The following is a 21,805-nucleotide window of genomic DNA, read 5'->3' as shown; positions in this document are numbered from 1 at the left end:
CGCTCCAAGCGCGGCGGGCCGCCCGCACAGCGGTATTTAACCTGTAACGTTCACGACGCCGTCCCTTAGGCGGAGGAAGCAAATTTGAATCAGCTAAAACGCCTTCAGAGCGGTATCGAAGGGCTTGATGAGCTGCTAATGGGCGGTTTCGTTTCCGGATCTTCCTACATCATCCAGGGCCGACCCGGCTCGGGCAAAACCATCCTGGCCAATCAGATTGGTTTTAATCACATCCGCAACGGCGGTCGCGTCCTTTTCGCGACCCTGCTTGCCGAACCCCACGAACGCCTGTTTCAGTTCCTGTCGACCATGAGTTTCTTCGAGAAAGACCGGGTCGGCGATCAGATTCAGTTCGTCAGCGCGTTCGACACCATGGAAAACGACGGGCTCGACGAAGTCGTGAAATTGCTGCGCCGCGAGATCGTTCGCCAGAAGTCCACGGTGATGATTCTGGACGGGCTGCTAAACGCTCGCTCCAAAGCCGAGTCCGCCATCAATACCAAACGCTTCATCTCCGAGCTGCAGGGCCACGCGGCGTTTGCCGGCTGCACGGTGTTTTTCCTGACCAGCTCCCAGCTCGACGACGGCAGCCCTGAGCACACCATGGTCGACGGCGTGCTGGAGATGGGCGAGGAGCTGGTCGGCAACAAATCCGTGCGCCGTATCAAGCTGCGCAAGACCCGAGGCAGCGGCGCCATTCCCGGCGCCCATGAGTGCGAAATCACCGAAAACGGGCTGGTCGTTTATCCCCGTCTGGAAAGCACCATTACCCACTCCGCCTTGCGCGACAGTGCTGAGTTGACCGTTGTGCCCAGCGGCGTCGACGCGCTGGACCCGCTGATTGGCGGCGGGCTCGTGGAGTCGTCGGTGACCCTGTTGCTCGGCCCGTCCGGGACCGGCAAGACCACGTTTGGCCTGAATTTCCTCGCGCGCGCGACGCCTGAGGCGCCGGGTCTGCTGTTCGGCTTCTACGAATCGCCGCAGCGCCTGCGCGCAAAGGCCTCAGCGCTTGGGCTGGATTTTGAAGCCCTGGAGCGCTCCGGTGCCTTGAGCATCATGTGGCAGTCGGTGACCACCGAGGTGATCGACAAGTTGGCCCTTGGCCTGTTGCGGGTGGTCAAAGAGAAAGGCATCAAACGCGTTTTCCTCGACAGCCTTGGCGGCATGGCCCGCGCGGCGGCCGATCAGTCACGCATTCTTGACCTGTTCAGCGCCCTGATGGGCGAGCTCCGGGCCCTTGACGTCACGGTGGTGGCCAGCTGGGAAGTCCACGGCCTGCTGGGCGGGAACGTCGATGCACCGGCGCCGGACCTGTCGGGGATTGTCGATAACTTGCTGCTGATCCGCTTTGGCCAGTCCTCGGCGGGGCTGGTTCGCCAGCTGTCGATCCTCAAAATTCGTGATAACCCCTACGACCCGGCCCTGTTGGACGTCTTGATTGGCGAACAGGGTCTGACTGTGAAAAAGGCTGCATTCCATGCCCTCGACGATTCAGGCAATGCCACGCCGCGGTGGGCGCCATCGAGCTGATGATTGCTCGCGCGCGCGGAGGGTTGCATGACCACCATTCTGATTGTCGATGATGAGTACCTCATCGCCGACATACTGAGCTTCGCCCTTGAGGATGAAGGCTATCTGACGGTCACCGCTGGCAGTGGACAGCGAGCGCTGGGTATTCTTGAACGCGAACGCCCGCAATTGATCATCACCGACTACATGATGCCGGGAATGAACGGCATCGAGTTGGCGGAAGCGGTACGCCAGAGCCCGACACTGGGACAAATCCCCATCATGCTGATGAGTGGTGCGCAATCCCATCTGGGCGTTGCACGGCCTGACCTGTTCAACAAAGTGTTCGACAAGCCGTTTGAGATCAACGCGATAGTAGACGCCGTACGGGTCCTGCTGGGCGCGGGTTAGCGGGCGGTCACGCCGCGTTGGCGAGATGGGCGCAGCCCGGTGTGATCAATGCTTTGCCTTCAGGGTTTCGTAGCTCAGACGCAGGTCCTTTGCCCAGCCGTCGAGCACCGGCTTAACGGAATCAAGGGTCAATTGGGTTTTGTCATTCTCCAGGGGTGTGCCGCTGCCTTTGCGCACCACCTGGGCAAGCACCTTATGGCTGTCGGCATCGAGAAACGCTGCTTCCGTGGCGATTTCCACCTTCTGATCCCGGCCCCCGGTGGCGGTGTTGACGGCAGCGGCTACCAGCGCGAGCGGGATGACCTCATAAGGTTTCAAGTCTTCGGTGCTGGTTGAAACAGCGGTAATCGCCGGACGCACGACCAGGGTGTCAGGCCCGGGCCCGCTGGCCAGTGGCAGGTTCTTGCCGAGCTCGCGGCGCAGCGCCGTATCAAAATAGCGGGTGATGGCCTGCAGCGTTTGCGCCGGGATCACCGCAGTGGGCTGTGGCGGGGGAAAGAACTGGCTGGGCTCGATGTACACCCGGGTGTATTTGCCCAGCTTCACGTCCGGGTCGATCCAGCGCATGACCGGGGCCCCGGTCGCACTCTCTGCGGGTTTGAGAAGGCTGTAGTCTTTCAGAAACCCTGAATACTGAGCCGGATCGACTCGTGAACTGGCGCAACCGCCGAACCCCAGCATGGCGCAACAAATAATTGCCCAGAGTATCGGCATGTTCATGGTGTGACTCCCTTCGCTGTGTGCACCGATTTGCCCGCAGCCACCGACGGTGACAGACCTTCAAGAAAGCGGGCAGCCCACGCGCGCGCAGAAGACAATTCGAGCGGCCCGGTTTCGGGCGCGCCGTGATGTGCGGTCCATGGTGCTCATGCAACGCTAGCAGCTAATGGCGCCGGCGCCAGTCGGTAGGGATTGAAAGCAGCACGGGGGAGTGGCAGGGCAGGGGGAGGAACAGGGCGGCACAGAGGCCGCCCGCGGGGTATCAGCGACCGTCGGCAACCTTGCGCTCGATTTCAGCCGACTTCTTGTTCAGCTCCTCAACATCCTGCTCCTTCTCGCGGGTGGACACCGGCGTGATGACTTCGTCCACGGCGCGGGTGTCGTCATCTCTGTCGGCGAGGTCTCGCTGGACCACGTTGACAGGTTTGCCGGCGCTGTCGAGGGTCGGCGCGTCAGGTTGCACGGCGTCGCGTGGATCGACGGGGGTCTGCTTGCTCATGGGTTCATCCTCGGAGTGGTAGGGCGTTGTAGGTTGGATGTGCCAGCGCTGGACGAGTTCGGGTTTTTTTCACGTCGCTGTGCTGCCAGCGCCGGTCCTGCGAGCTCAGCCAGCCCGGCCAGGGCCGCCAGTCGTGGGATCAACGTTGCTCCACAAGATTAAGAAAGCGTCGCGTGCGTTCGTTTTGGGGATCAATCAGGACCTCGTTCGGAGAGCCATCGGCGACGATGCGGCCGGCCTCCATGAACAGCACCCGATCCGCAATGTCCTGAGCAAACTTCATCTCATGGGTCACCAGCAGCATGGTCATCTGCTGCTCATGGGCAATGGCTCGGATCACCGCCAGTACCTCGCCCACCAGTTCCGGATCAAGTGCCGACGTCACCTCATCGAACAGCATCACTTGCGGGCGCATGGCCAGGGCGCGGGCAATCGCCACGCGTTGCTGCTGGCCGCCGGACAGTTGCGCAGGATAGGCGTCGGCCTTGTGGCTCAAACCGACCAGACCAAGGTACTGATGGGCGCGCTCCAGGGCTTCCTCGCGGCTCAGCTTGAGCACCTGCAGCGGCGCCTCGGTGACGTTCTGCTGCACGGTCAGGTGTGGAAACAGGTTGAACTGCTGGAAGACCATGCCGACACGATGCACCAGCGGTGGTTTGGTTTTGCCAGGCCAGCGCCAGCCGCCAGACGCTGCCGGCACCGGTGATCCAGCCACCTCGATGCTGCCCTGTTGATAGGCCTCCAGGCCTTTGATCAGGCGCAGCACCGTGGATTTGCCCGACCCGCTGGGGCCGATCAGCGCGACTTTTTGGCCGGCGGGAATGCTCAGGTCAAGGTGATCGATAACCCGCGTCGCACCGAAGCTTTTGACCACTTGCCTGAGAATGATCTGCGGCGAAGCGCCAGGCAAACCGTGTGCGAGATCAGACATGGCTGCGCCTCTCGAAGTACTTGAACAGAAGGGAAGTGGGCACGCTGATCGCCAGAAACATCAGCGCCATCACCGTGTAGGGCTCGTTATAGCGGTAAGTCATGCCGGCGATCTGTTTCGCCGCCTGAAACAGCTCCGGGATGGTGATCACCGCCAGCAATGGGGTCTCCTTGAACATCCCGATCAGGTAATTACCGAGCACCGGCAACATCGGTTTCAGTGCCTGGGGCAGCACGATTCGCCGCCATGTCGTGGCGTTGTCGAAATCCAGCGCCCGCGCGGCTTCCCATTGACCGGACGGAACTCCTTCAATGGCGCCGCGAAACGCTTCGGCGATGTATGCGGCGTAATACAACCCCAGGCCGATCACCCCGGTGGAAATCGCCGGCAGCGTCAGCCCGGCCAGGGGCAATGCGAAGAACAGCACGTACAGCTGAACCATCAGCGGTGTATGCCGGAAGAAGCTCAGGTACCCAGCCGTCAGTCGCTGCACCAGCGGATGCTTCGAGCGCTGGGCAATGGCCAGCAACAGCCCCAGCAGCACCGCCAGCAGGAAACCGAGGGTCACCACTTGCAGCGTCACCAGCAGACCCTGGAGCAGATCCGGAACGATGGACCAGGCGAAGGCGTAGTCGAAATTCACAGTGCCACCCCGCGCCGCCAGTGAGTGACGCGTCGTTCGTAGCGCCTCACCAGCCAGCTCAGGGGCCAGGCCATGAGGAAGTAACAGACCAGCACGATGCTCCAGATCAGCGTCTGCTGGCCCAGCGTGGTAATCAGCTGCCCGCCGGAAAACGTCAGGTCACTGAGGGTGATGAGTGACACCAGCGAGGTGGTCTTGAGCAATTCGACCAGCTGGTTGCCCATGGGCGGGAGCATGAACGGTAACGCCTGGGGCAGGATGATCCGGCGAAACGCGGTGACACGGCCGAAATCCAGCGCCTTGATGGCGTCCCGCTGCCCAAGAGCGACATTGCTCAACGCCGAGCGGACGATCTCTGAACCATACGCCGAGAAGGTCAACCCCAGGCCGAGAATGCCGGTGACCATGGGCGCCAGCGTGATGCCAAACAGCGGCAGGATGAAGAAGAGATAGAACAGCAGCACCAGCGCGGAGATTCCGCGCAGGATTTCAACGTACACCGTCGCAATCCAGCGCACGGCGCGCCAGGGTGACAGGCGCATCAGGGCGATGACGAACGACATCACCACCACGACCAGTTGCGCGAAGAAGGTGATTTCCAGGGTGACCAACGCACCGTTTGCCAACTGGCGGGCAACGAAGCGCGCCGTGTCCAGTGTGGCAGCATCAAAAAGCATGGGCCGTACTCCGTATGGGTTGGGGCCGTCATTTCGCGGTCTGTAGGAACGGCTTCAGGCTCTACTCGCATCAGTGGGACCGGCTTCAGCCGGGAAGAGGCCTGTGCTGACGCCCTCAATTTTCCGGCGTGCCTACCGACGCCTTCCCGGCTAAAGCCGGTCCCACAAGGGCATCGGCGTTAGCACTCGCATGAGCTCGCGGTTTGTGGGACCGGCTTCAGCCGGGAAGAGGCCTGTGCTGACGCCCTCAATTTTCCAGCGCGCGTGCCGACGTCTTCCCGGCTAAAGCCGGTCCCACAAGGGCATCGGCTAGCCTCGCAGGTGCTCGCGGTCCCACAATGGCATCGGCATCGGCATCAGCCTCAGCGGTTGCAGCGCTGCTCGGCGGTGACGTCTGCGGGTGGCAGTTCGTTTTCGGTGTAGCCGTACTTCTGCAAAATCCTGAGCAGCTCACCGGACGCGCGCAGCTTGGCCAGTTGCTCGTTGAAGGCCTGGGCGAAGGCCGGGTCATTTTTCGGCAAGCCGTAAGCGTGGTAATTCCAGCTGGGCTTGCCGTCGGCGTCAGGGATCTGCTCGAAAGGCAGCGCACGTTCAACCGGCGTGCCCTCGGCTTTTTTGAGCAGGCCGATGATCTCCGCGTCCGGGAAATACACCACATCGACACGATCGGCCTGCAGCGCAGCCAGTGCTTCGGTGTCCTTGTCGAAGAGCACGACGTTGCCGGCACTGATGCCGCTGTCCTTGGCTTCCTGCACCTGATTGCTGCCCGGCTGGGTTGCCAGTCGTGCCTTGCCGCTGGCCGCGACATCCTTGAGGCTGTGCAGCTTCAGAGGGTTGCCGGCCTTGACCAGAAATGCGCCGCCTGAACGGGTGACCGGGTTGGAATAGCCGATGACCTTGCAGCGCGCCGGGTTGATAAACAGCCCGGCACCGATCAGATCAAACCGCCCGGCAGCAAGCCCGGGCACCAGCGAACCGAACTCGGTGATCGGCAGTTCTACCTTGCTGATGCCCAGGGGTTCGAGGATGGCACGGAGAATTTCAACGTTGGCGCCGACGGTTTTCCCGTCGGTGCCGATGTAGGCATACGGTTGTTCGTTGGCAATGCCTGCGGTCAGGCCCTGAGTGCGACCTTTTTCCAGGAGGCCGGCGACGGCGGAGAACGAAAACACGGCATTCAGCAACAAGGCCGAGCCCAGTGCAGCAGACAACGACAGCGGTTTCAGGGCTTTCATCAAGTGCGCTCAAAAGTGGGAAAAAAGGGTGGGGTGCAGTAACAGGCAGCGCCGGGGGCTCCGTTCATGGCGTCCAGATGTCCACGTCCTTGGCATCCACAGGTGCGGGCAGTAATCCCGCCTTGAAAAAGGCATCGGCTATCTTTTGTTGTTCGCCCAACTGGTCGGCCTTGACCGGCTCGACCTGGTAGCTGCGGCGGGCATTGGCGGCTTCTACGGTGTCCGCATCCAGATTTCCCCACAGCGGCCCCAGCACCTGCGCGGCGTCTCGTGGATGGCTTCTGATCCATCCACCCGCCTGCTGCAGTTGCTGGTAGACGCGCTTTAGCACACCGGGGTGGGCTTGGGCGTAGCCGGTGCTGGTCAGGTAATAGCGCTTGTAACTGGCCAGGCCGACGCCGTCGGTGAGGGTGCGCGTCGGCAATTGACGCTGCACACGGGTGAGAAACGGCTCCCACGTCACCCATGCGTCGACCTTGTTATTTTCGAACGCCGCGCGGCCGTCTGCAGGAGACAGGTAAGCGGGCTGGATATCGCCGAATGACAGGCCGGCCTTGTTCAGCGCGGCGATGAGCAAATAATGGGTGCCGGCCGCCTTGGTCACCGCAACCTTTTTGCCTCTCAAGTCCGACACCTGACGGATCGCTGAATCGCTGCGCACCACAATGGCCTGGGCGGAGGGCGACGGCGACTCTTCGGCAAAATAGGTCAGCCTGGCTTTCGCCGCCTGGGCAAAAATCGGAACGGTGTCGGCGACGTCGGCACTGATGTCGACATTGCCCACGTTCAGCGCCTCAAGCAAAGGCAGACCGCTGGGGAATTCGTGCCAGGTAATGTCGACGTCGTCTTGGCCCAGGGCCTGTTCAAGGGCGCCCTGATGCTTGAGCAGGGTGATCAGGGTCGACGATTTCTGGTAGCCGATGCGCAAGGTCTCTCGCGCAGTGGCCGACAACGAATGCCCGCTCGCCATCGCAACAATCAGGCTGCAAAGAATTGCGCGTCGAAGGGGCTTGGCGGCGGTTTGGCGAGAGATGAGCATGCTGGACTCGTGGCGTGATCCAAGGCGCAAAAAGCGCAGGCCACAGAGCATAATGTTCTAAAAAGAATTCGCTAAATATCGTTTGGTTATTAGTTTATGCGCTTGGCGAAGTTCTTCCGCCTGGGCTAGGAGAAACAGGCCGCCGTGTGCGACGGCTCTGTCCCGGTGTCTGCAGTCAGGTTGCCGCCATCAGGCCGTCGTGGCGCCGGCTCGTTTTGGCAACTTCCAACCCGCGCGAATGAAATGGCAGGTGTAGCCGTTGGGGAGTCGCTCCAGGTAATCCTGATGCTCTGGTTCGGCTTCCCAGAAAGGCCCGGCCTGTACGATCTCAGTGACAACTTTGCCAGGCCACAGGCCCGAGGCATCGACGTCCGCCACCGTGTCCAGCGCTACGCTTTTTTGCTCTTCGTTGAGGTAGAAGATCGCCGAGCGATAGCTACGGCCCGTGTCGTTGCCCTGGCGATCCGGCGTGGAGGGGTCATGAATCTGGAAAAAGAATTCGAGGATCTGGCGGTAGCTGATGATCGCCGGATCGAAGATGATTTCGATGGCTTCGGCGTGGTCGCCATGATTGCGATACGTGGCATCGGGTGTGTTGCCGCCAGAGTAACCCACACGGGTCGACAGTACCCCGGGATAGCGGCGCAGCAAATCCTGCATGCCCCAGAAGCAACCTCCGGCCAGCAGCGCGGTTTCGGTATGAGCGGTCATGGATAAATCCTTCCAGCTGTTCAACGGTACGGTGCATGAATGAAAGCGATGCCCAGTGTGCTCGCCCTGCCGTGCGCGGTGCAAGGGGCGGTCGGCCGTGGCCTGATGACCGGGGAGTGCATCGGCTGCGCGCGCTCAGTCGCCGCCGAACTGCTCGCGGTACTGACTGGGGGTCATGCCGATCCGTTCGCTGAACGCCTTGCGCATGTGTCGCGCGCTGCCAAAACCACACCGACACGCCACGACTTTAAGCGGCAGGTCGCAGCCTTCCAGCAATTTACGGGAGTGATCGATGCGCGCATTGAGCAGGAACTGCATGGGCGTGAGGCTGACTTCGCGTTGAAAGGCCCGCGCGAAATTGCGCGGGCTCATGGCCGCCAGGTCGGCCATGCGCTGGACGGTGAACGCCTCGTTGATGTGGTCGACGATGTAGGCCTGCACCCGGGCAATCGCGCTGTCGTCGCGGGGCACTGCTGCCAGCAGCGGTCCGTACGGGGTTTGTCCGCCCTGACGCTTCATCACCACCAGCAGTACTTTGGCCACTTCAAGGGCGACCTCTTTGCCGTGGTCCTCGGCAACGATGGCCAGGGCCATGTCGATCCCTGCCGTGATCCCGCCCGAGGTGATGAGGTTGCGGTCGACGACATAGATCTGCTCGGTTTCGACGCGCGATGCAGGGTAGCGGCGGGCGAGGCGTTCGACGTAATTCCAGTGAGTGGTGCAGCGATAACCGTCCAGTAACCCGGCATCGCCGAGCAGAAACGCGCCGGTGCAGATCGCGCCGAAGCGTCGGGCACTGCGGGCTGCACCGGGTAGCCAGGCTGTCAGCTGAGCGTGGGTGACGCCGTATGCCCCCGGGCCACCCGGAACCAGCAGCAAATCCACATCGTTCGGCAGATCCTCCAGCGCCATGTCGGCCTGCACTTTGAGCCCACACGAGCTGCGAATCAGCAGCGGGGGCTCGGCGAGAGTGACGAGCCGATACTGTTTTTCCGGCGCGAGCAGCCGGTTGGAAATCGAAAAAACATCCATGGGGCCGGTGACGTCGAGCATCAGCACGTCGTTGAATAGCACCATGGCCACTGTCTTTTGGGTCGGGAAGTCGCGCATGCCTGAATCGCCTGTCTGTCGCCGCCATTGCCAATGCAGCGGCAACGAGCCTGAACAAAGCGGCATTCTAGGGGATTACGCGAATGAATGTGAACGCCTGGTGCTTTCCACGCGTTTGGCAATGTCGCGGGCGATGTTAGTGCGCAGGGGTATCTGTCGACGGTTTGGGGAAGCGCCGTGAAAGGGCGACGCCGCAGAAGGGTCTCAGTAGCAGCAGGTGGGCAATTTGAAGCGCATGCGCGCGCCGCCGCAGGCCGACGCCTGAGCCCAGATACGCCCGTGGTGCGCATCCACCACCGCGCGGCAGATCGCCAGACCGACACCCAGTCCGGTGCTTTTGGTGGTGTAGAACGCGCCGAAGATTTGCTCGCGGCGCTCGGCCGGAATGCCCGGGCCGTTGTCTTCGACGCAGACCTCGACGCCTTCCTTGAGGTTGAACGAGTTGATCCGCAGCACCGACTCTTCCTGCGCCGACCCGGCCATCGCTTCCAGCGCATTGGTGATGAGGTTGACCAGCAACTGCTGCAATTGCACGGCATCGGCCACAATGGATTGGTTGACGCTCAAGGCAGTTTCCAGCCGTACCCGCTGCGCAGTGAGGGCTGGCTGAGTGAGTTGAATGGCCTCGCGAATGACGTCGTCAATGTTGAGTATCTGCAGCTGCAGAGGCGCCTGACGGGCCAGTGCGCCCAGGGCCTTGACGATGTTGGCGGCGCGCTCGCAACCGGCGCGAATGTCTTTCAACCCCGCGATGGCCTCATCGACATCCGGTACGTCGCGCTGCAGCCAGCGCAGGCTGGCTGCAGCGTTGGCCGCGATGCCAAGCAGCGGCTGGCAGATTTCATGGGCGATTGAGGCGCTGAACTCGGCCATTTTTCGGGCATGCAGGACCGGCGTGTAATCGGTTGGTGCAAGAGTTTGCTCAGAGCACTGGCTGCTGCTGTCCGGAGACGGGCGCAACGAGGGGTATCGATGAACTTGTGGCCAGTGTGACTCCGGCGACCGAAGCCATTGGGCAGGGTGAAGTGATTGATGTTGATCGCGCATCGTAGCCCCCGGCGTGTCGAAGTCCTGTGCTTCGTCGCGCTTGAGTATACGCAGCGCTCCGGGCTTGAAACGGGGCCGATCACGCTTTGGCAGAAATCGGCACCCTGATGGCTGTCACAGGTCCTAAACAGGCTGAACGCCTTGCTGGCGGCGCGATCGGCAGGCTCAAGGCGGTCATTGCAGCGCAGCATCCGGCGCATTCCCGGCTAAAGCCGGTCCCACAAGTACGCGCGGTCTGTGGGACCGGCTTCAGCCGGGAAGGGGCCAGCAGCCACAACGCAAAATTGTGTGCATTGAAGTCAGCAGCCACAGGGTGAATGTTTAGTGAAACGTCTGACGCTTTCCCGGCTAAAGCCGGTCCCACAAGTACGCGCGATCCTAAGGGTGCGCGGTCTGTGGGACCGGCTTCAGCCGGGAAGGGGGCGCTACAGTGCTCGACGTGCCGCCTGGGCCGCCGGATCGTCGGCGGGCCCTACCACGGCGTAGTTGTAGCCGCTGCCTGACCAATAGTCCGCTTGCAGGTTGCCGTCCCGGCGGGTGCCGCGAGGCAGCAGGTTGTTGAGTTCGCCGGGCGGGCGGATGTAGAAACTCAGGGTGCGTCCCTGTCCGTCCTTGTACACCACCATCGCCGCGGGGCCTTGCTCGGTCGTGGTCAATCGTCCGCTCACTGGCTGAAAACCCGCCGACTCAAGGTCCGGCAGGCGATTGGCCCGGGCAAAGTGGGTGTCAAGCCAGCCCTGAACATCAGTGGTTTTCGTCGCGTTCCAGTCGCTCACCATCTCGGCGTTGCCTGCGAACAGCCGGTAGGCCTGGACGGCGTCGGCCATTGGCGGATTGGCCCTGCTCAGGGTCATGTTTCTGGCCTGCCAGCCGCTGACCCCGCCCAGACTCACGGCGACCAGCAACACCGCCGCCGTGGCGAAGTGTCGGGCCCGTTGCCGGGCAATCCCCCGGCGAAGGGCAGCCGGGTCCAGTTGCGGGTTCGGCGCTCGCTGCAAATCACCGCTCAAACCGGCTCGCAGCAGCTTGGCGTCCTGCTGCCATTGACGGACCTGGCGCATCAACGCCGGGTTCGTCGCCAGAAAGGTCTCCATCGTCGCCTGGTCGGCCTCATCAAGCTGGCCGTCGACATAGGCATGCAGGTCGTGTTCGCTGGGGGGCAGTGTGATCATTTGAGAATTCGCAGGGCAGGGGTGGTGATCTGGCCTTCGCTCAGCAGGCGCAATGCCTGGCGTGCACGAGACAGGCGGGACATGACAGTGCCGATGGGCACATTCAGTACTTGCGCCACTTCCTTGTAACTCAGGCCCTCGACCGAGACGGCCAGTAGCAGGGCGCGCTGTTCGGTGCTCAGGCTGTCAAAGGCCTGCAACGTGGTCTGCGCCACGATCGTGCGCTCCGCCGACGGTGCGTGATGGTCGTCCTGGGTGCCGGTAAAAAACTCCAGCATTCGGCTATATCGGCGCGAGCGCCGATGGGCGTCGAGAAATTGCCTATAAAGAATGGAGAACAGCCAGGCGCGCAGGTCGCCGTCCGGCCGTTTGCTGTCCCAGGCCGACAAGGCTTTTTCCAGACACGACTGCACCAGGTCATCCGCGCTGCTGTGATCGCGGGTCAGTGACGCCGCGAAGCGTCGCAGGCGCGGCAATAACTCGCGTAATTGATCGTCGACATCGTGCATGGGCGTCTTCCGTATGAGCGGCCGGCTAAGAAGAGAGACGCACAACGCTGCAAGTTATTCCGCTGTTCAAGAAATAAAGTTGCCGACGGGAATAAAGGCCTGTTGCCTGCGTCCCACACCACCCGCTGTCCAGAGGCTAAAAGCCCGGAGTGACTGATGATCGACCGTGAACCGCCGTATCCCCACAAACCCCCGTTGAGCACGCCCGCGAAGCTGGCACGCCTGGCCGGCATTGGCCTGATCGTGCTGGTCGCCGCCGGTGCATTCGCGTACGTCAACGGCAGCCTTGACCCGCAAAGGCTGACCCCTGCGCGCGTCGTCGACGTGTTCGAACACAATAACGGTGTCCACCCCGGTTACCGCCGTAACCATCCCAAAGGCATCTGCGTCGCCGGCGATTTCGAAAGCAATGGCGCCGCCGCCAGCCTGTCCAGAGCTGAAGTCTTCGCCAGCGGGCGCACGCCGGTCATCGGGCGCCTGGCACTGCCGACCGGTAACCCTTACTCCCCGGACAGCGCCGCGCCGCTGCGCAGTTTCGCCCTGCAGTTCACCCAGCCCAATGGCCAGCAATGGCGCACAGGCATGAACAGCATGCCGGTATTCCCGGTGGGCACCCCGCAAGCCTTTGTCGACCTGCAGATAGCCACCGCCCCGGACCCCAAGACCGGCAAGCCCGACCCCGCCAAGCCGCCAGCGTTTTTTGCCGCACACCCGGAAGCCCAGCCTTTTCTGGCCTGGGTCAAGACCGCCAAGCCATCCGCCAGTTTTGTGACCGAGACCTACAACAGCGTCAACGCGTTCATCCTGGTAGACAGCAGCGGCAAGCGTCAGCCGGTGCGCTGGAGCCTGGTGCCGCACGCCACCGGAGCATCGCCGGCGCCGGATGCCAAGGATTATCTGGACAAGGATCTGACCGAAAAGCTTGCTGCCGGCCCGCAGCGCTGGGACCTGATTCTGACGCTGGCCAATGCCGGGGATCCGATCAACGACGCTTCCAAGGCCTGGTCAGGGGAGCATAAGACAGTGAACGCCGGGACTCTTGTGATCAACGGCGACACCGCGCAACTGGACGGCGATTGCCGCGACATCAACTTTGACCCACTGATTCTGCCCAGCGGCATCGAGGGCTCGGACGACCCGTTGCTCGCCGCGCGTTCGGCGGCCTACGCGGCGTCTTACATGCGTCGCACCGCAGAAGTCGATCAGTTGAAATCCGAGCCCGCGCAGGAGAAACAACCATGAGTACGCCCGTCAAGCATTTCGCCCCACTGGCGCGCCTGTTGCACTGGCTGATGGCGTTGATGGTCATAGCCATGTTGTTCATCGGCGCGGGGATGGTGGCATCGGTGTCGCAGCGGCACGAGTGGCTGCTGAACCTGCACAAGCCTCTCGGCATTGCGATTCTGCTGCTGGTGATCGTCAGGATCATTGTCCGTTTGAACACGCGCACGCCGCCATTGCCCGTCGACTTGCCGGCCGTACAGGCGCTGGCGGCCAAGCTCTCTCACTACGTGCTGTACGGGTTGATGCTGGCCATGCCGCTGATTGGCTGGGCGATGATTTCAGCCGCCGGGGACCCGGTCATGCTCGGCAGTTCGGTGCGCCTGCCTTCGATCGTCGCCGCTGACGCGCAGACCTTTGCCGTGCTGCGCAGGGCCCATGAATATCTGGCGTATCTGTTCTTTCTGACGATCCTGACGCACCTCGCTGCTGCGCTGTTTCACGGCTGGGTACGGCGTGATGAAGTGCTGGACAGCATGCTGCGGGGCAAGTTGGGGGATTCAAAGCGCTAGTGGCCGTTTTGACCAGGGACGGTGCGCGCTGCTTCGTTGTCGGCATGGACTCGGGCCTGCAGTAGGACCGGCTTCAGCCGGGAAGCGGCCGGAGCGGGCGCGCTGATTCTAAGCCGATAAACCAATCTGAAACCCAGGACCGCCCGCGGAGTGAATCGCGCGCGCGGTCTTGCCCGAAAGCACGCAGGGTTTCAGATCAGCGCAGCACCGAGACCATCTGGCTCAGTGTGGTGAGCACGTCCCGGGCGAGCTTTTTGGAGCGCTGACCGGACCAGCCGGTGACCACATCCGGTGCGTCGTCGTTGTCTTTGAAAGGCATCTCCAAGGTCAGTGACAGGCACTTGTAGCGTTCGCCGACGCTGTTGCACGCCAGGTTCATGTTGGCCTGGCCAGGCGCTGATTTCGGGTAGCCGTAACGGCTCTGGAAGTCCCGGGTGATCGCGCCTAGCTTTGCGCGAAAATCGGCTTCGAGGGTTTTCTGTTGTGCGGTGTACCCCGGATTGCCTTCGCAGGCGGCGGTGAACACGTAGGGGATTTCTTCGTCGCCGTGCACGTCCAGAAACATGTCCACGCCGTACTTTTCCATCTGCTCCTTGACGAAAAACACCTCCGGGCTCAACTCGGGGGTCGCGTCCTGCCACGCACGGTTGAGGTCCTTGCCCTGGGCGTTGGTGCGCAGGTGCCCATGGTAGGAGCCGTCCGGGTTCATGTGCGGGACCAGATAAAGGTCCGCCGAGGCGAGCAGGGCTTGCAGTTCGGGATCGTTTTCCTGCAGACGTTCGATGATGCCCTCCATGAACCACTCGGCCATGTGCTCGCCTGGGTGCTGTTGCGCGATGATCCAGATGTTGCGCTTGCCGGCCGCGCCGTTACCCTTGCGCAGCAATGGAATGTCGCGGCCTTCAACGCTCTTGCCCGTCGCCAGCAGCTCGGTGCCCGCGCCGGTCAGGGCCTGCTCGACCAGCCATTCGTGGCGCTCGCGGCTGTAGGGTTCGAAATAGGCAAACCATGCCTGGGGTTCGGTCGGGGTGAGCTGGAAGTTCAGCGCCTTGCCGTCGAAGTGGCTCGGCACCCGGAACCAGGTTTTTTGATCGTACGAAGCGACGGCGTTATAGCCGGTCCAGGCACCGTTGTAGCTCGATTCGCTGGCGTTGGTCAGGCTGAAACCGTGGGGTTGGCCGACCTGCAGCCCGTCAGCCTTGAAATGGAACCACTGGAAATGCGCGCTCTTGGTGTCAGGCCGAATAGCCAGTTGCACCGCTTGAGGGTTGCTGGCGTCCAGCACAACAATATTGCCGCTGTCGAAATCGGCGGTGAGGGTAAGGGCGGTTTGAGTCACGGGGGAAGTCCTGAATGCGTGAATGCCAACGCTGCGCCATCGGGAGGCAATCGGCGCATGGCCCGACTGCCCCGCAGGGCTGTTGTGTCGGTTACTTTACACGCAACAGGTTGGGGGACGGCGACAGAATATTCTCTAAAAGGGGCATGACCTTGCTCGGCCCTGCACCTCAGCCCAGCACCTCGGCGAAACGCTTCAACTGTACAGCTCGGCTGTGACCAGCAGGCCACACAGCAGCGTGGTCGCCAGCAGCCAGCCGAACCACACGCGCGGCCTGCGTCGATGCCAGCCACTGGCGCCCAAGGTGACCGCAGGCGCATGCAGGGCCCGCCAAAAACGCTCGCTTTCTTCAAACGCCGCCAGGTGCCGGGGGTCGGCATCGAGCCAGTGGCGGAACTCGATGCGCTGGCTGGCCGTGGCCTGGGAGCTCTGCAGGTGGACATACCAGGCCAGGCCCTGAAGCAAAACGGGCCGGAAGGAATCGTCTTCGGCCGGGTCGCCAAGGCAATGCTCAAGCGCCGCCATCATGCAACGCTCGACCCCACTGGCGTCTACGCCGAGCAGTCGGGCGATATCGGAATAGGAAAGGTTATCGAGCCGGCTCAGCAGGAATACTTGCTGGACCTTGCGCGGCTGTCGCTGCAGGCGCCGGCGGTATGCGTCCGTCTGCGGGCTTGCCTGTTGGGCGGCGTGAACGGCAGAGGCGGTCATCAACGAGTCGAGCGGCTGAGTCATGGCGTCTTACTCACTGTGCATAGGCGCTGTGGCGAAAAAAAACGTGTCGTTGGTCGCAGCGGGAGAGTGCGGTGCAATAGGGCGGGCTGAGGGTGGCCACTGTGAAACAAATGCTTTGCCTGATGTTTCAGATTTTGCACCAGAGGAGCCGCTAAAACCTCTATCGATTTGCTATGATGCGCCCCATCGAAACGGCAGACCACTGTCGACCCTCTTCATTAGCCTGAAGACGCTGCACCCGACCGAACACAGACCTGCAAAGGGCATAAAAAAAGACCCGGCAAAAAGCCGGGTCAAAAACCGTGATTAGCCTGATGAGGAGATAATCTGGAAGCCGACCTAAGGCTTCCGGGTTACCAGCCAGTCTCGCGACCGGATGCGCTCAATAATAATCATTATCATTTGAGAGTCAATGCTTTTTTCGCGCCCTGGCGAAAAGAGTGGATGCCGGCTGCCGATTGATCCGCTGATCGTTTCGGACACAAACCTCATGGCGTCTGTCTGGCCCGCCGTCTAACCGGCCGCCGCATCGGAGCATGGACGCCAGGCGCGTTCTGCGGCGCGGGTGGTCGTCCGTAGGAGCCGGCTTGCTGGCGATTGCGGTGTGACAGTCGATATGTTCATTACTGATACGACGAGTTCGCCAGCAAGCCGGCTCCTACAGTATCGGGTAGTGCCTTTCATCCATGTGGCGACGCCGCGCTCGCTTCAGCAGCGCCAGATTTACTGTACGCCCGGAGGTCTGCGGCGCTGGTAGTGGTCCGTAAGAGCCGGCTTGCTGGCGAATGCGGTGTGACAGTCGATATGTTCATTATGATACGACGAGTTCGCCAGCAAGCCGGCTCCTACAGTATCGGGTAGTGCCTTTCATCCATGTGGCGACGCCGCGCTCGCTTCAGCAGCGCCAGATTTACTGTACGCCCGGAGGTCTGCGGCGCTGGTAGTGGTCCGTAAGAGCCGGCTTGCTGGCGAATGCGGTGTGACAGTCGATATGTTCATTATGATACGACGAGTTCGCCAGCAAGCCGGCTCCTACAGTATCGGGTAGTGCCTTTCATCCATGTGGCGACGCCGCGCTCGCTTCAGCAGCGCCAGATTTACTGTACGCCCGGAGGTCTGCGGCGCGGGTGGTCGTCCGTAGGAGCCGGCTTGCTGGCGAATGCGGTGTGACAGTCGATATGTTCATTACTGATACGACGAGTTCGCCAGCAAGCCGGCTCCTACAGTATCGAAGCTCGCCGTTCATGCACGTGGCGACCCAGCGCTCACTGCGGCAGCGCCAGGTTTACCGATTAGCCACCGTCAGCGTAACCATCAACCGCAACCGCTTCAGTCGATCGGCAATTCCGTGGTGCGCTTGACCACACTCATCGCGATGTTTGAATGCGCTTCCTGAACATGGGGGCTTTGCAGCAGATGATCGCGCAGGAAACGCTCGTAGCTGGCGATGTCCTGCACCACCACCTTGAGCAGAAAATCCATGTCGCCCGCCATGGTGTAGCACTCCAGCACTTCACGGAATCCGGTGATCGCCTCCTCGAACTCGGTCAGGTACTTGCGCCCGTGACCGGACAGTTTGACGTCCACAAACACCGTCATGGTCAGCCCCAGTTTGGCCGGGTTGAGGAGGGCGACCTTGCGCTCGATGATGCCTTCTTCTTCCAGGCGGTTGATGCGCCGCCAGCACGGCGATTGGGACAGCTCGACGCGCTCGGCGATCTCCGCGGCGGAGAGGTCTGCATCATGTTGCAACAGGCGGAGAATCTTGCGATCGATGGGGCTCAGCTTAACCTGCATGAATTGACCCTTTTTTATTATTGAACAGGAACAGGCATGCACGATATGAGCAGATTCGCGGCGATTTAGAAAGAAAAAGCCTGCGCCGGGCAGGCAGTATTTTGCTTGTGACCGTCGGGCTGAACCGTCCCGATGGCGAGGCGCAAGTGGAGCTCATAAAGACACTGCGCCGCATTCAAAACGCACTAATAACAATAAAGGAGTGCCTGAATGTCCCTGGCCGATATTCGTCTGGATGATAAATACCGACTCGCAACCGGCAATCTGTACCTGACCGGAACGCAAGCCCTGACCCGGCTGCCGATGCTGCAAAAGCAGCGCGACGAAGCCCGCGGCCTGAACACCGCCGGGTTTATCTCCGGCTACCGGGGCTCGCCGCTGGGCAATCTCGACAAGAGCCTGTGGGACGCCAAGGAGTATCTCCAGCAGAACGCCATTCATTTCCAGCCCGGCGTCAACGAAGAACTCGCGGCCACTGCGGTATGGGGCAGTCAGCAGGTCAACCTGTTCCCCCACGGCAAATATGACGGCGTGTTCGCCCTTTGGTACGGCAAGGGCCCGGGCGTCGACCGTTGCGGGGACGTCTTCAAACACGGCAACTCGGCCGGCGTAGCGGAAAACGGCGGGGTGTTGATCCTCGCGGGCGACGACCACGGCTGTAAATCTTCGACCATCGCGCACCAGAGCGAACACGCGTTCATCGCCTCGATGATCCCGGTGCTCAACCCGAGCAATGTCCAGGAAATTCTCGATTACGGGATCATCGGCTGGGAGCTCTCGCGCTACAGCGGTTGCTGGGTGGCGATGAAGACCATTGCGGAAAACGTCGATTCTTCCGCGGTGGTTGAAGTCGACCCGCTGCGCATCCAGACCCGCATCCCTGAAGACTTCCAGATTCCCGAGGGCGGCCTGCACATTCGCTGGCCTGATCCGCCCCTTGCCCAGGAGGCAAGGCTCAACACCTACAAAATCTATGCGGCGCGGGCGTTTGCGCGGGCCAACAACCTCAACAAAGTGGTGATCGATTCGCCACAACCGCGGCTGGGCATCATCACCACCGGCAAATCGTACCTGGACGTGCGCCAGGCGCTGGAAGAGCTCGGCATCGACGAAGAACTCTGCGCATCGGTGGGCATCCGCGTGCTCAAGGTCGGCATGAGCTGGCCTCTGGAACCAGTCTCGGTGCATGGCTTCGCCGAGGGTCTTGAAGAAATTCTCGTGGTCGAGGAAAAACGCAGCGTGATCGAGGATCAGCTGACCGGCCAGCTGTACAACTGGCCCGTTGATCAGCGTCCTCGTGTTGTCGGCGAGTTCGACGAAGAGGGCCGTTCGCTGCTGCCCAATCTGGCCGAACTGACGCCCGCGATGATCGCCCGGGTCATCGCCAAGCGACTTGCCCCGATCTACAGCAGCCCGAAAATCGAAGCCCGTCTGCAGTTCCTGCAGGACAAGGAAAAGGCCCTCGCCGCACCCTTGTTTAAGACTCAGCGCACGCCGCATTTCTGCTCGGGCTGCCCGCACAACACGTCGACACGGGTCCCGGAAGGGAGTCGCGCGCTGGCCGGCATCGGCTGCCATTACATGACCATCTGGATGGACCGGGAAACCGACACGTTTACCCAGATGGGCGGCGAGGGCGTGACCTGGATTGGTCAAGCGCCGTTCACCGAAACGCCCCACGTGTTCCAGAATCTCGGCGACGGCACCTACTTCCACTCCGGGCACCTGGCGCTGCGGGCTGCGGTCGCGTCCAAGGTCAACATCACGTACAAGATTCTCTACAACGACGCCGTGGCGATGACGGGCGGGCAACCGATCGATGGCGTGCTGCGCGTCGACCAGCTCAGCCGGCAGGTGTTCAATGAAGGCGTGCAGCGCATTGCGCTGGTTTCGGACGAGCCGGAAAAGTACCCGAGCCGCGAGCAGTTCGCACCGATCACCACGTTCCACCACCGCAGCGACCTCGACAGCGTGCAGCGCGAGCTGCGGGAATTCAAAGGCGTGTCGGTGATCATCTATGACCAGACCTGCGCCACCGAAAAACGCCGCCGCCGCAAACGCGGCACCCTGGTTGATCTGGACAAGCGCGCGATCATCAACCCGGCCGTGTGCGAAGGCTGCGGTGACTGTGGCGTTAAGTCGGGTTGCCTCTCGGTATTGCCGAAAGAAACGCCGGAAGGCCGTAAGCGCGAGATCGATCAAAGCGCGTGCAACAAGGACTTCAGCTGCGTCGAAGGCTTCTGTCCCAGCTTCGTGACGGTGCATGGCGGCAAGCTGCGCAAGCCTCAGTTGCCCAAGCAGGCGCAGGCGTTCGCCGAGCTGCCAGAGCCGACCCTGCCGAGCCTCGACCAGCCGTACAACATCCTGCTGCCGGGAGTCGGCGGCACCGGGGTCACCACCGTCGGCGCGATGCTGGGTTACGCTGCGAACCTGGAAGGTAAAGGCTGCAGCGTGCTCGATCAGGCGGGCCTTGCGCAGAAATTTGGTCCTGTGGTCAGCCATATCCGTATCGCTGCGCGGCAAGAGGATTTGTTCGCCGTGCGCATTGCGGCCGGTGAAGCACACTTGCTGCTGGGTTGCGACCTGCTGGTGGCATCCGGGCCGGACGCCATCGCCAAGCTCAATAGCGCGAAAACCCATGCCGTGGTTAATAGCCAGCAAACACCCACCGCCGAGTTCACCCGCAACCCTGACGCGGAGTTCCCGGCTGAGGCGATGATGCAAACACTGCGCGAAGCCGTGGGCGCGGAGAAAACGCATTTTGTGCAGGCCACTGATCTTGCGACCAAGCTGATGGGCGACAGCATCGCCAGCAACCTCTTCATGCTCGGTTATGCCTTCCAGCTGGGGCTGATTCCGTTGACCTCCGCAGCCATCGAAAAAGCCATCGAGCTCAATGGCGTTGCAGTCAATCTGAACCAGCAGGCGTTTCTGTGGGGTCGCCGTGCAGCATTTGACCTGCCCGCGGTGCAAGCGGCGGCCAATCCGCGCTCCAGCCCTGCGCCGGAGCCGGAACAACTGACCCTGGAAGAACGTGTCACGCGCAATGTCCACGCGCTGATCGCCTATCAAAACGGTGCGCTCAGTGAGCGTTATCTGACCTTGGTAAACCGTGTGCGTGACGCTGAGGCACGGCTGTTCCCGGGCAAGCGCCTGCGTTGACCGAGGCGGTGGCGTTCAACTACTTCAAGTTGCTGGCCTACAAGGACGAATACGAGGTGGCGAGGCTGTACAGCAACGGCGATTTCACTCGCCAGCTGGAAGCCCAGTTTGAAGGCGACTACCGGATCGAGTTTCACCTGGCGCCCTCGTGGCTGGCCAAGCGCGATGCGAAAACCGGAGCGCCGCGCAAGCGCAGCTTCGGGCCGTGGATGCTGAAAGCATTCGATGTTCTGGCACGGTTCAAATTCCTGCGCGGCACGGCGCTTGACCCGTTCGGCCGCAGTCTGGAGCGGCGTCAGGAGCGTGAATTGATCGAGGCCTACGTGGCGGATGTCGAGTTGATCCTTGGCCATCTGAGTGCCAATAACCGGCACACGGCATTGAGCCTGGCCCGCCTGCCGGAGAAGATTCGCGGCTACGGTCACGTCAAGGAAAGCGCCATGAAAGCGGCGGCTTTGCAGGCTGCGCGGATGCGTCAGGCGCTGGTCAGCGGTGAGGTAGAAGTGCTGAAGCTGTACGAAGTGGCTGCGTAAGAACGCTTCGCAAGAACAAGGAGGCCAGTAAGGCCTCCTTCACTCGTGATTGGGTAAGCGATGCTTTCGTGGGACCGGCTTTAGCCGGGAAGCGGCCGTATTCACTCGCTGCTTTTTGGTGTGACAACCGACGCTTTCCCGGCTAAAGCCGGTCCCACATTCGAGTTCACCCCGGTATATATGATCCTCCGTGATACCAAGCTGTAGGAGCCGGCTTGCTGGCGAATGCGGTG

General features: G+C 61.7%; 19 protein-coding genes and 1 pseudogene. 5 read left to right on the top strand and 15 right to left on the bottom strand.

Features of this window, described 5'->3' with window-relative positions; all coding sequences use genetic code 11:
• Window positions 1–84: 84 nt before the first annotated feature.
• Both LT42_RS04490 and LT42_RS04485 read left to right on the top strand, forming a co-directional pair.
• Entirely contained in the window at window positions 85–1,530 is a 1,446-nt protein-coding gene (locus LT42_RS04490) for an ATPase domain-containing protein (RefSeq protein ID WP_037010286.1), read from the top strand.
• Between the two features lie 27 nt (window positions 1,531–1,557).
• The gene (locus LT42_RS04485) at window positions 1,558–1,920 is read left to right on the top strand and encodes a response regulator (RefSeq protein WP_037010284.1); all 363 of its coding nucleotides are present in this window, start codon (window positions 1,558–1,560) and stop codon (window positions 1,918–1,920) included.
• Between the two features lie 45 nt (window positions 1,921–1,965).
• On the opposite strand, the gene LT42_RS04480 is transcribed toward LT42_RS04485, so the two are convergent.
• The 12 genes from LT42_RS04480 to LT42_RS04425 form a co-directional block, all read right to left on the bottom strand.
• Window positions 1,966–2,640: a DUF3313 domain-containing protein gene (locus LT42_RS04480; protein ID WP_037010282.1), complete on the bottom strand. Its 675-nt coding sequence runs from the start codon at window positions 2,638–2,640 to the stop codon at window positions 1,966–1,968.
• Window positions 2,641–2,902: 262 nt separating this feature from the next.
• Window positions 2,903–3,139 carry a hypothetical protein gene (locus LT42_RS04475; protein ID WP_052075066.1) on the bottom strand — a complete coding sequence of 79 codons (237 nt, stop codon included), beginning with the start codon at window positions 3,137–3,139 and terminating at the stop codon, window positions 2,903–2,905.
• A gap of 139 nt (window positions 3,140–3,278) precedes the next feature.
• Entirely contained in the window at window positions 3,279–4,070 is a 792-nt protein-coding gene (locus LT42_RS04470; protein ID WP_037010280.1) for an amino acid ABC transporter ATP-binding protein, read from the bottom strand.
• A complete protein-coding gene (gene ehuD, locus LT42_RS04465) occupies window positions 4,063–4,713 on the bottom strand; it encodes an ectoine/hydroxyectoine ABC transporter permease subunit EhuD (RefSeq protein WP_037010277.1) in 651 nt (216 codons plus the stop codon). The genes LT42_RS04470 and ehuD overlap by 8 nt, the downstream gene beginning before the upstream one ends.
• A complete protein-coding gene (ehuC, locus tag LT42_RS04460) occupies window positions 4,710–5,390 on the bottom strand; it encodes an ectoine/hydroxyectoine ABC transporter permease subunit EhuC (RefSeq protein ID WP_037010276.1) in 681 nt (226 codons plus the stop codon). The genes ehuD and ehuC overlap by 4 nt, the downstream gene beginning before the upstream one ends.
• Before the next feature lie 362 nt (window positions 5,391–5,752).
• Window positions 5,753–6,625 carry an ectoine/hydroxyectoine ABC transporter substrate-binding protein EhuB gene (gene ehuB, locus LT42_RS04455; protein ID WP_037010274.1) on the bottom strand — a complete coding sequence of 291 codons (873 nt, stop codon included), beginning with the start codon at window positions 6,623–6,625 and terminating at the stop codon, window positions 5,753–5,755.
• 64 nt (window positions 6,626–6,689) lie between these two features.
• Window positions 6,690–7,595, bottom strand: a complete 906-nt coding sequence (locus LT42_RS04450) for an aliphatic sulfonate ABC transporter substrate-binding protein (RefSeq protein WP_276209524.1) — start codon at window positions 7,593–7,595, stop codon at window positions 6,690–6,692.
• Between the two features lie 258 nt (window positions 7,596–7,853).
• The gene (msrA, locus tag LT42_RS04445) at window positions 7,854–8,375 is read right to left on the bottom strand and encodes a peptide-methionine (S)-S-oxide reductase MsrA (protein ID WP_037010271.1); all 522 of its coding nucleotides are present in this window, start codon (window positions 8,373–8,375) and stop codon (window positions 7,854–7,856) included.
• Between the two features lie 135 nt (window positions 8,376–8,510).
• Window positions 8,511–9,485: a GlxA family transcriptional regulator gene (locus LT42_RS04440; protein WP_037010270.1), complete on the bottom strand. Its 975-nt coding sequence runs from the start codon at window positions 9,483–9,485 to the stop codon at window positions 8,511–8,513.
• A 204-nt stretch (window positions 9,486–9,689) separates the two neighbouring features.
• Entirely contained in the window at window positions 9,690–10,358 is a 669-nt protein-coding gene (locus LT42_RS04435) for a sensor histidine kinase (protein WP_037010269.1), read from the bottom strand.
• Between the two features lie 599 nt (window positions 10,359–10,957).
• Window positions 10,958–11,704, bottom strand: a complete 747-nt coding sequence (locus LT42_RS04430; protein ID WP_037010267.1) for an anti-sigma factor family protein — start codon at window positions 11,702–11,704, stop codon at window positions 10,958–10,960.
• Complete coding sequence (locus LT42_RS04425) at window positions 11,701–12,213, bottom strand: RNA polymerase sigma factor (RefSeq protein WP_037010265.1); 513 nt, start codon at window positions 12,211–12,213, stop codon at window positions 11,701–11,703. The genes LT42_RS04430 and LT42_RS04425 overlap by 4 nt, the downstream gene beginning before the upstream one ends.
• 156 nt (window positions 12,214–12,369) lie before the next feature.
• Here LT42_RS04425 and LT42_RS04420 point away from each other — a divergent pair, with 156 nt between their 5' ends.
• Both LT42_RS04420 and LT42_RS04415 read left to right on the top strand, forming a co-directional pair.
• Window positions 12,370–13,455 (top strand): catalase family peroxidase, encoded by a 1,086-nt coding sequence (locus tag LT42_RS04420; RefSeq protein WP_037010263.1) that lies wholly within the window; start codon window positions 12,370–12,372, stop codon window positions 13,453–13,455.
• The gene (locus LT42_RS04415) at window positions 13,452–14,006 is read left to right on the top strand and encodes a cytochrome b (protein WP_037010261.1); all 555 of its coding nucleotides are present in this window, start codon (window positions 13,452–13,454) and stop codon (window positions 14,004–14,006) included. Before LT42_RS04420 ends, LT42_RS04415 begins: the two co-directional genes overlap by 4 nt.
• Window positions 14,007–14,202: 196 nt before the next feature.
• Here LT42_RS04415 and LT42_RS04410 read toward each other — a convergent pair whose 3' ends face one another.
• The 3 genes from LT42_RS04410 to LT42_RS04400 all read right to left on the bottom strand — a co-directional run bounded on the left by LT42_RS04410 (window position 14,203) and on the right by LT42_RS04400 (window position 17,877).
• Complete coding sequence (locus tag LT42_RS04410; protein ID WP_037010259.1) at window positions 14,203–15,345, bottom strand: M14 family metallopeptidase; 1,143 nt, start codon at window positions 15,343–15,345, stop codon at window positions 14,203–14,205.
• 195 nt (window positions 15,346–15,540) lie between these two features.
• Complete coding sequence (locus LT42_RS04405) at window positions 15,541–16,080, bottom strand: DUF4880 domain-containing protein (RefSeq protein ID WP_037010258.1); 540 nt, start codon at window positions 16,078–16,080, stop codon at window positions 15,541–15,543.
• Window positions 16,081–17,409: 1,329 nt separating this feature from the next.
• Entirely contained in the window at window positions 17,410–17,877 is a 468-nt protein-coding gene (locus tag LT42_RS04400; RefSeq protein ID WP_037010256.1) for an Lrp/AsnC family transcriptional regulator, read from the bottom strand.
• Between the two features lie 210 nt (window positions 17,878–18,087).
• Here LT42_RS04400 and LT42_RS04395 point away from each other — a divergent pair.
• A pseudogene (locus LT42_RS04395) lies at window positions 18,088–21,572 on the top strand (indolepyruvate ferredoxin oxidoreductase family protein).
• The last annotated feature ends 233 nt before the right edge of the window (window positions 21,573–21,805 follow it).

This window comes from Pseudomonas lutea (assembly GCF_000759445.1).
GTDB classification, from domain to species: domain Bacteria; phylum Pseudomonadota; class Gammaproteobacteria; order Pseudomonadales; family Pseudomonadaceae; genus Aquipseudomonas; species Aquipseudomonas lutea.
Note: the sequence above shows the minus strand (reverse complement) of the source record. Positions and strands in the feature narration are given on the sequence as shown.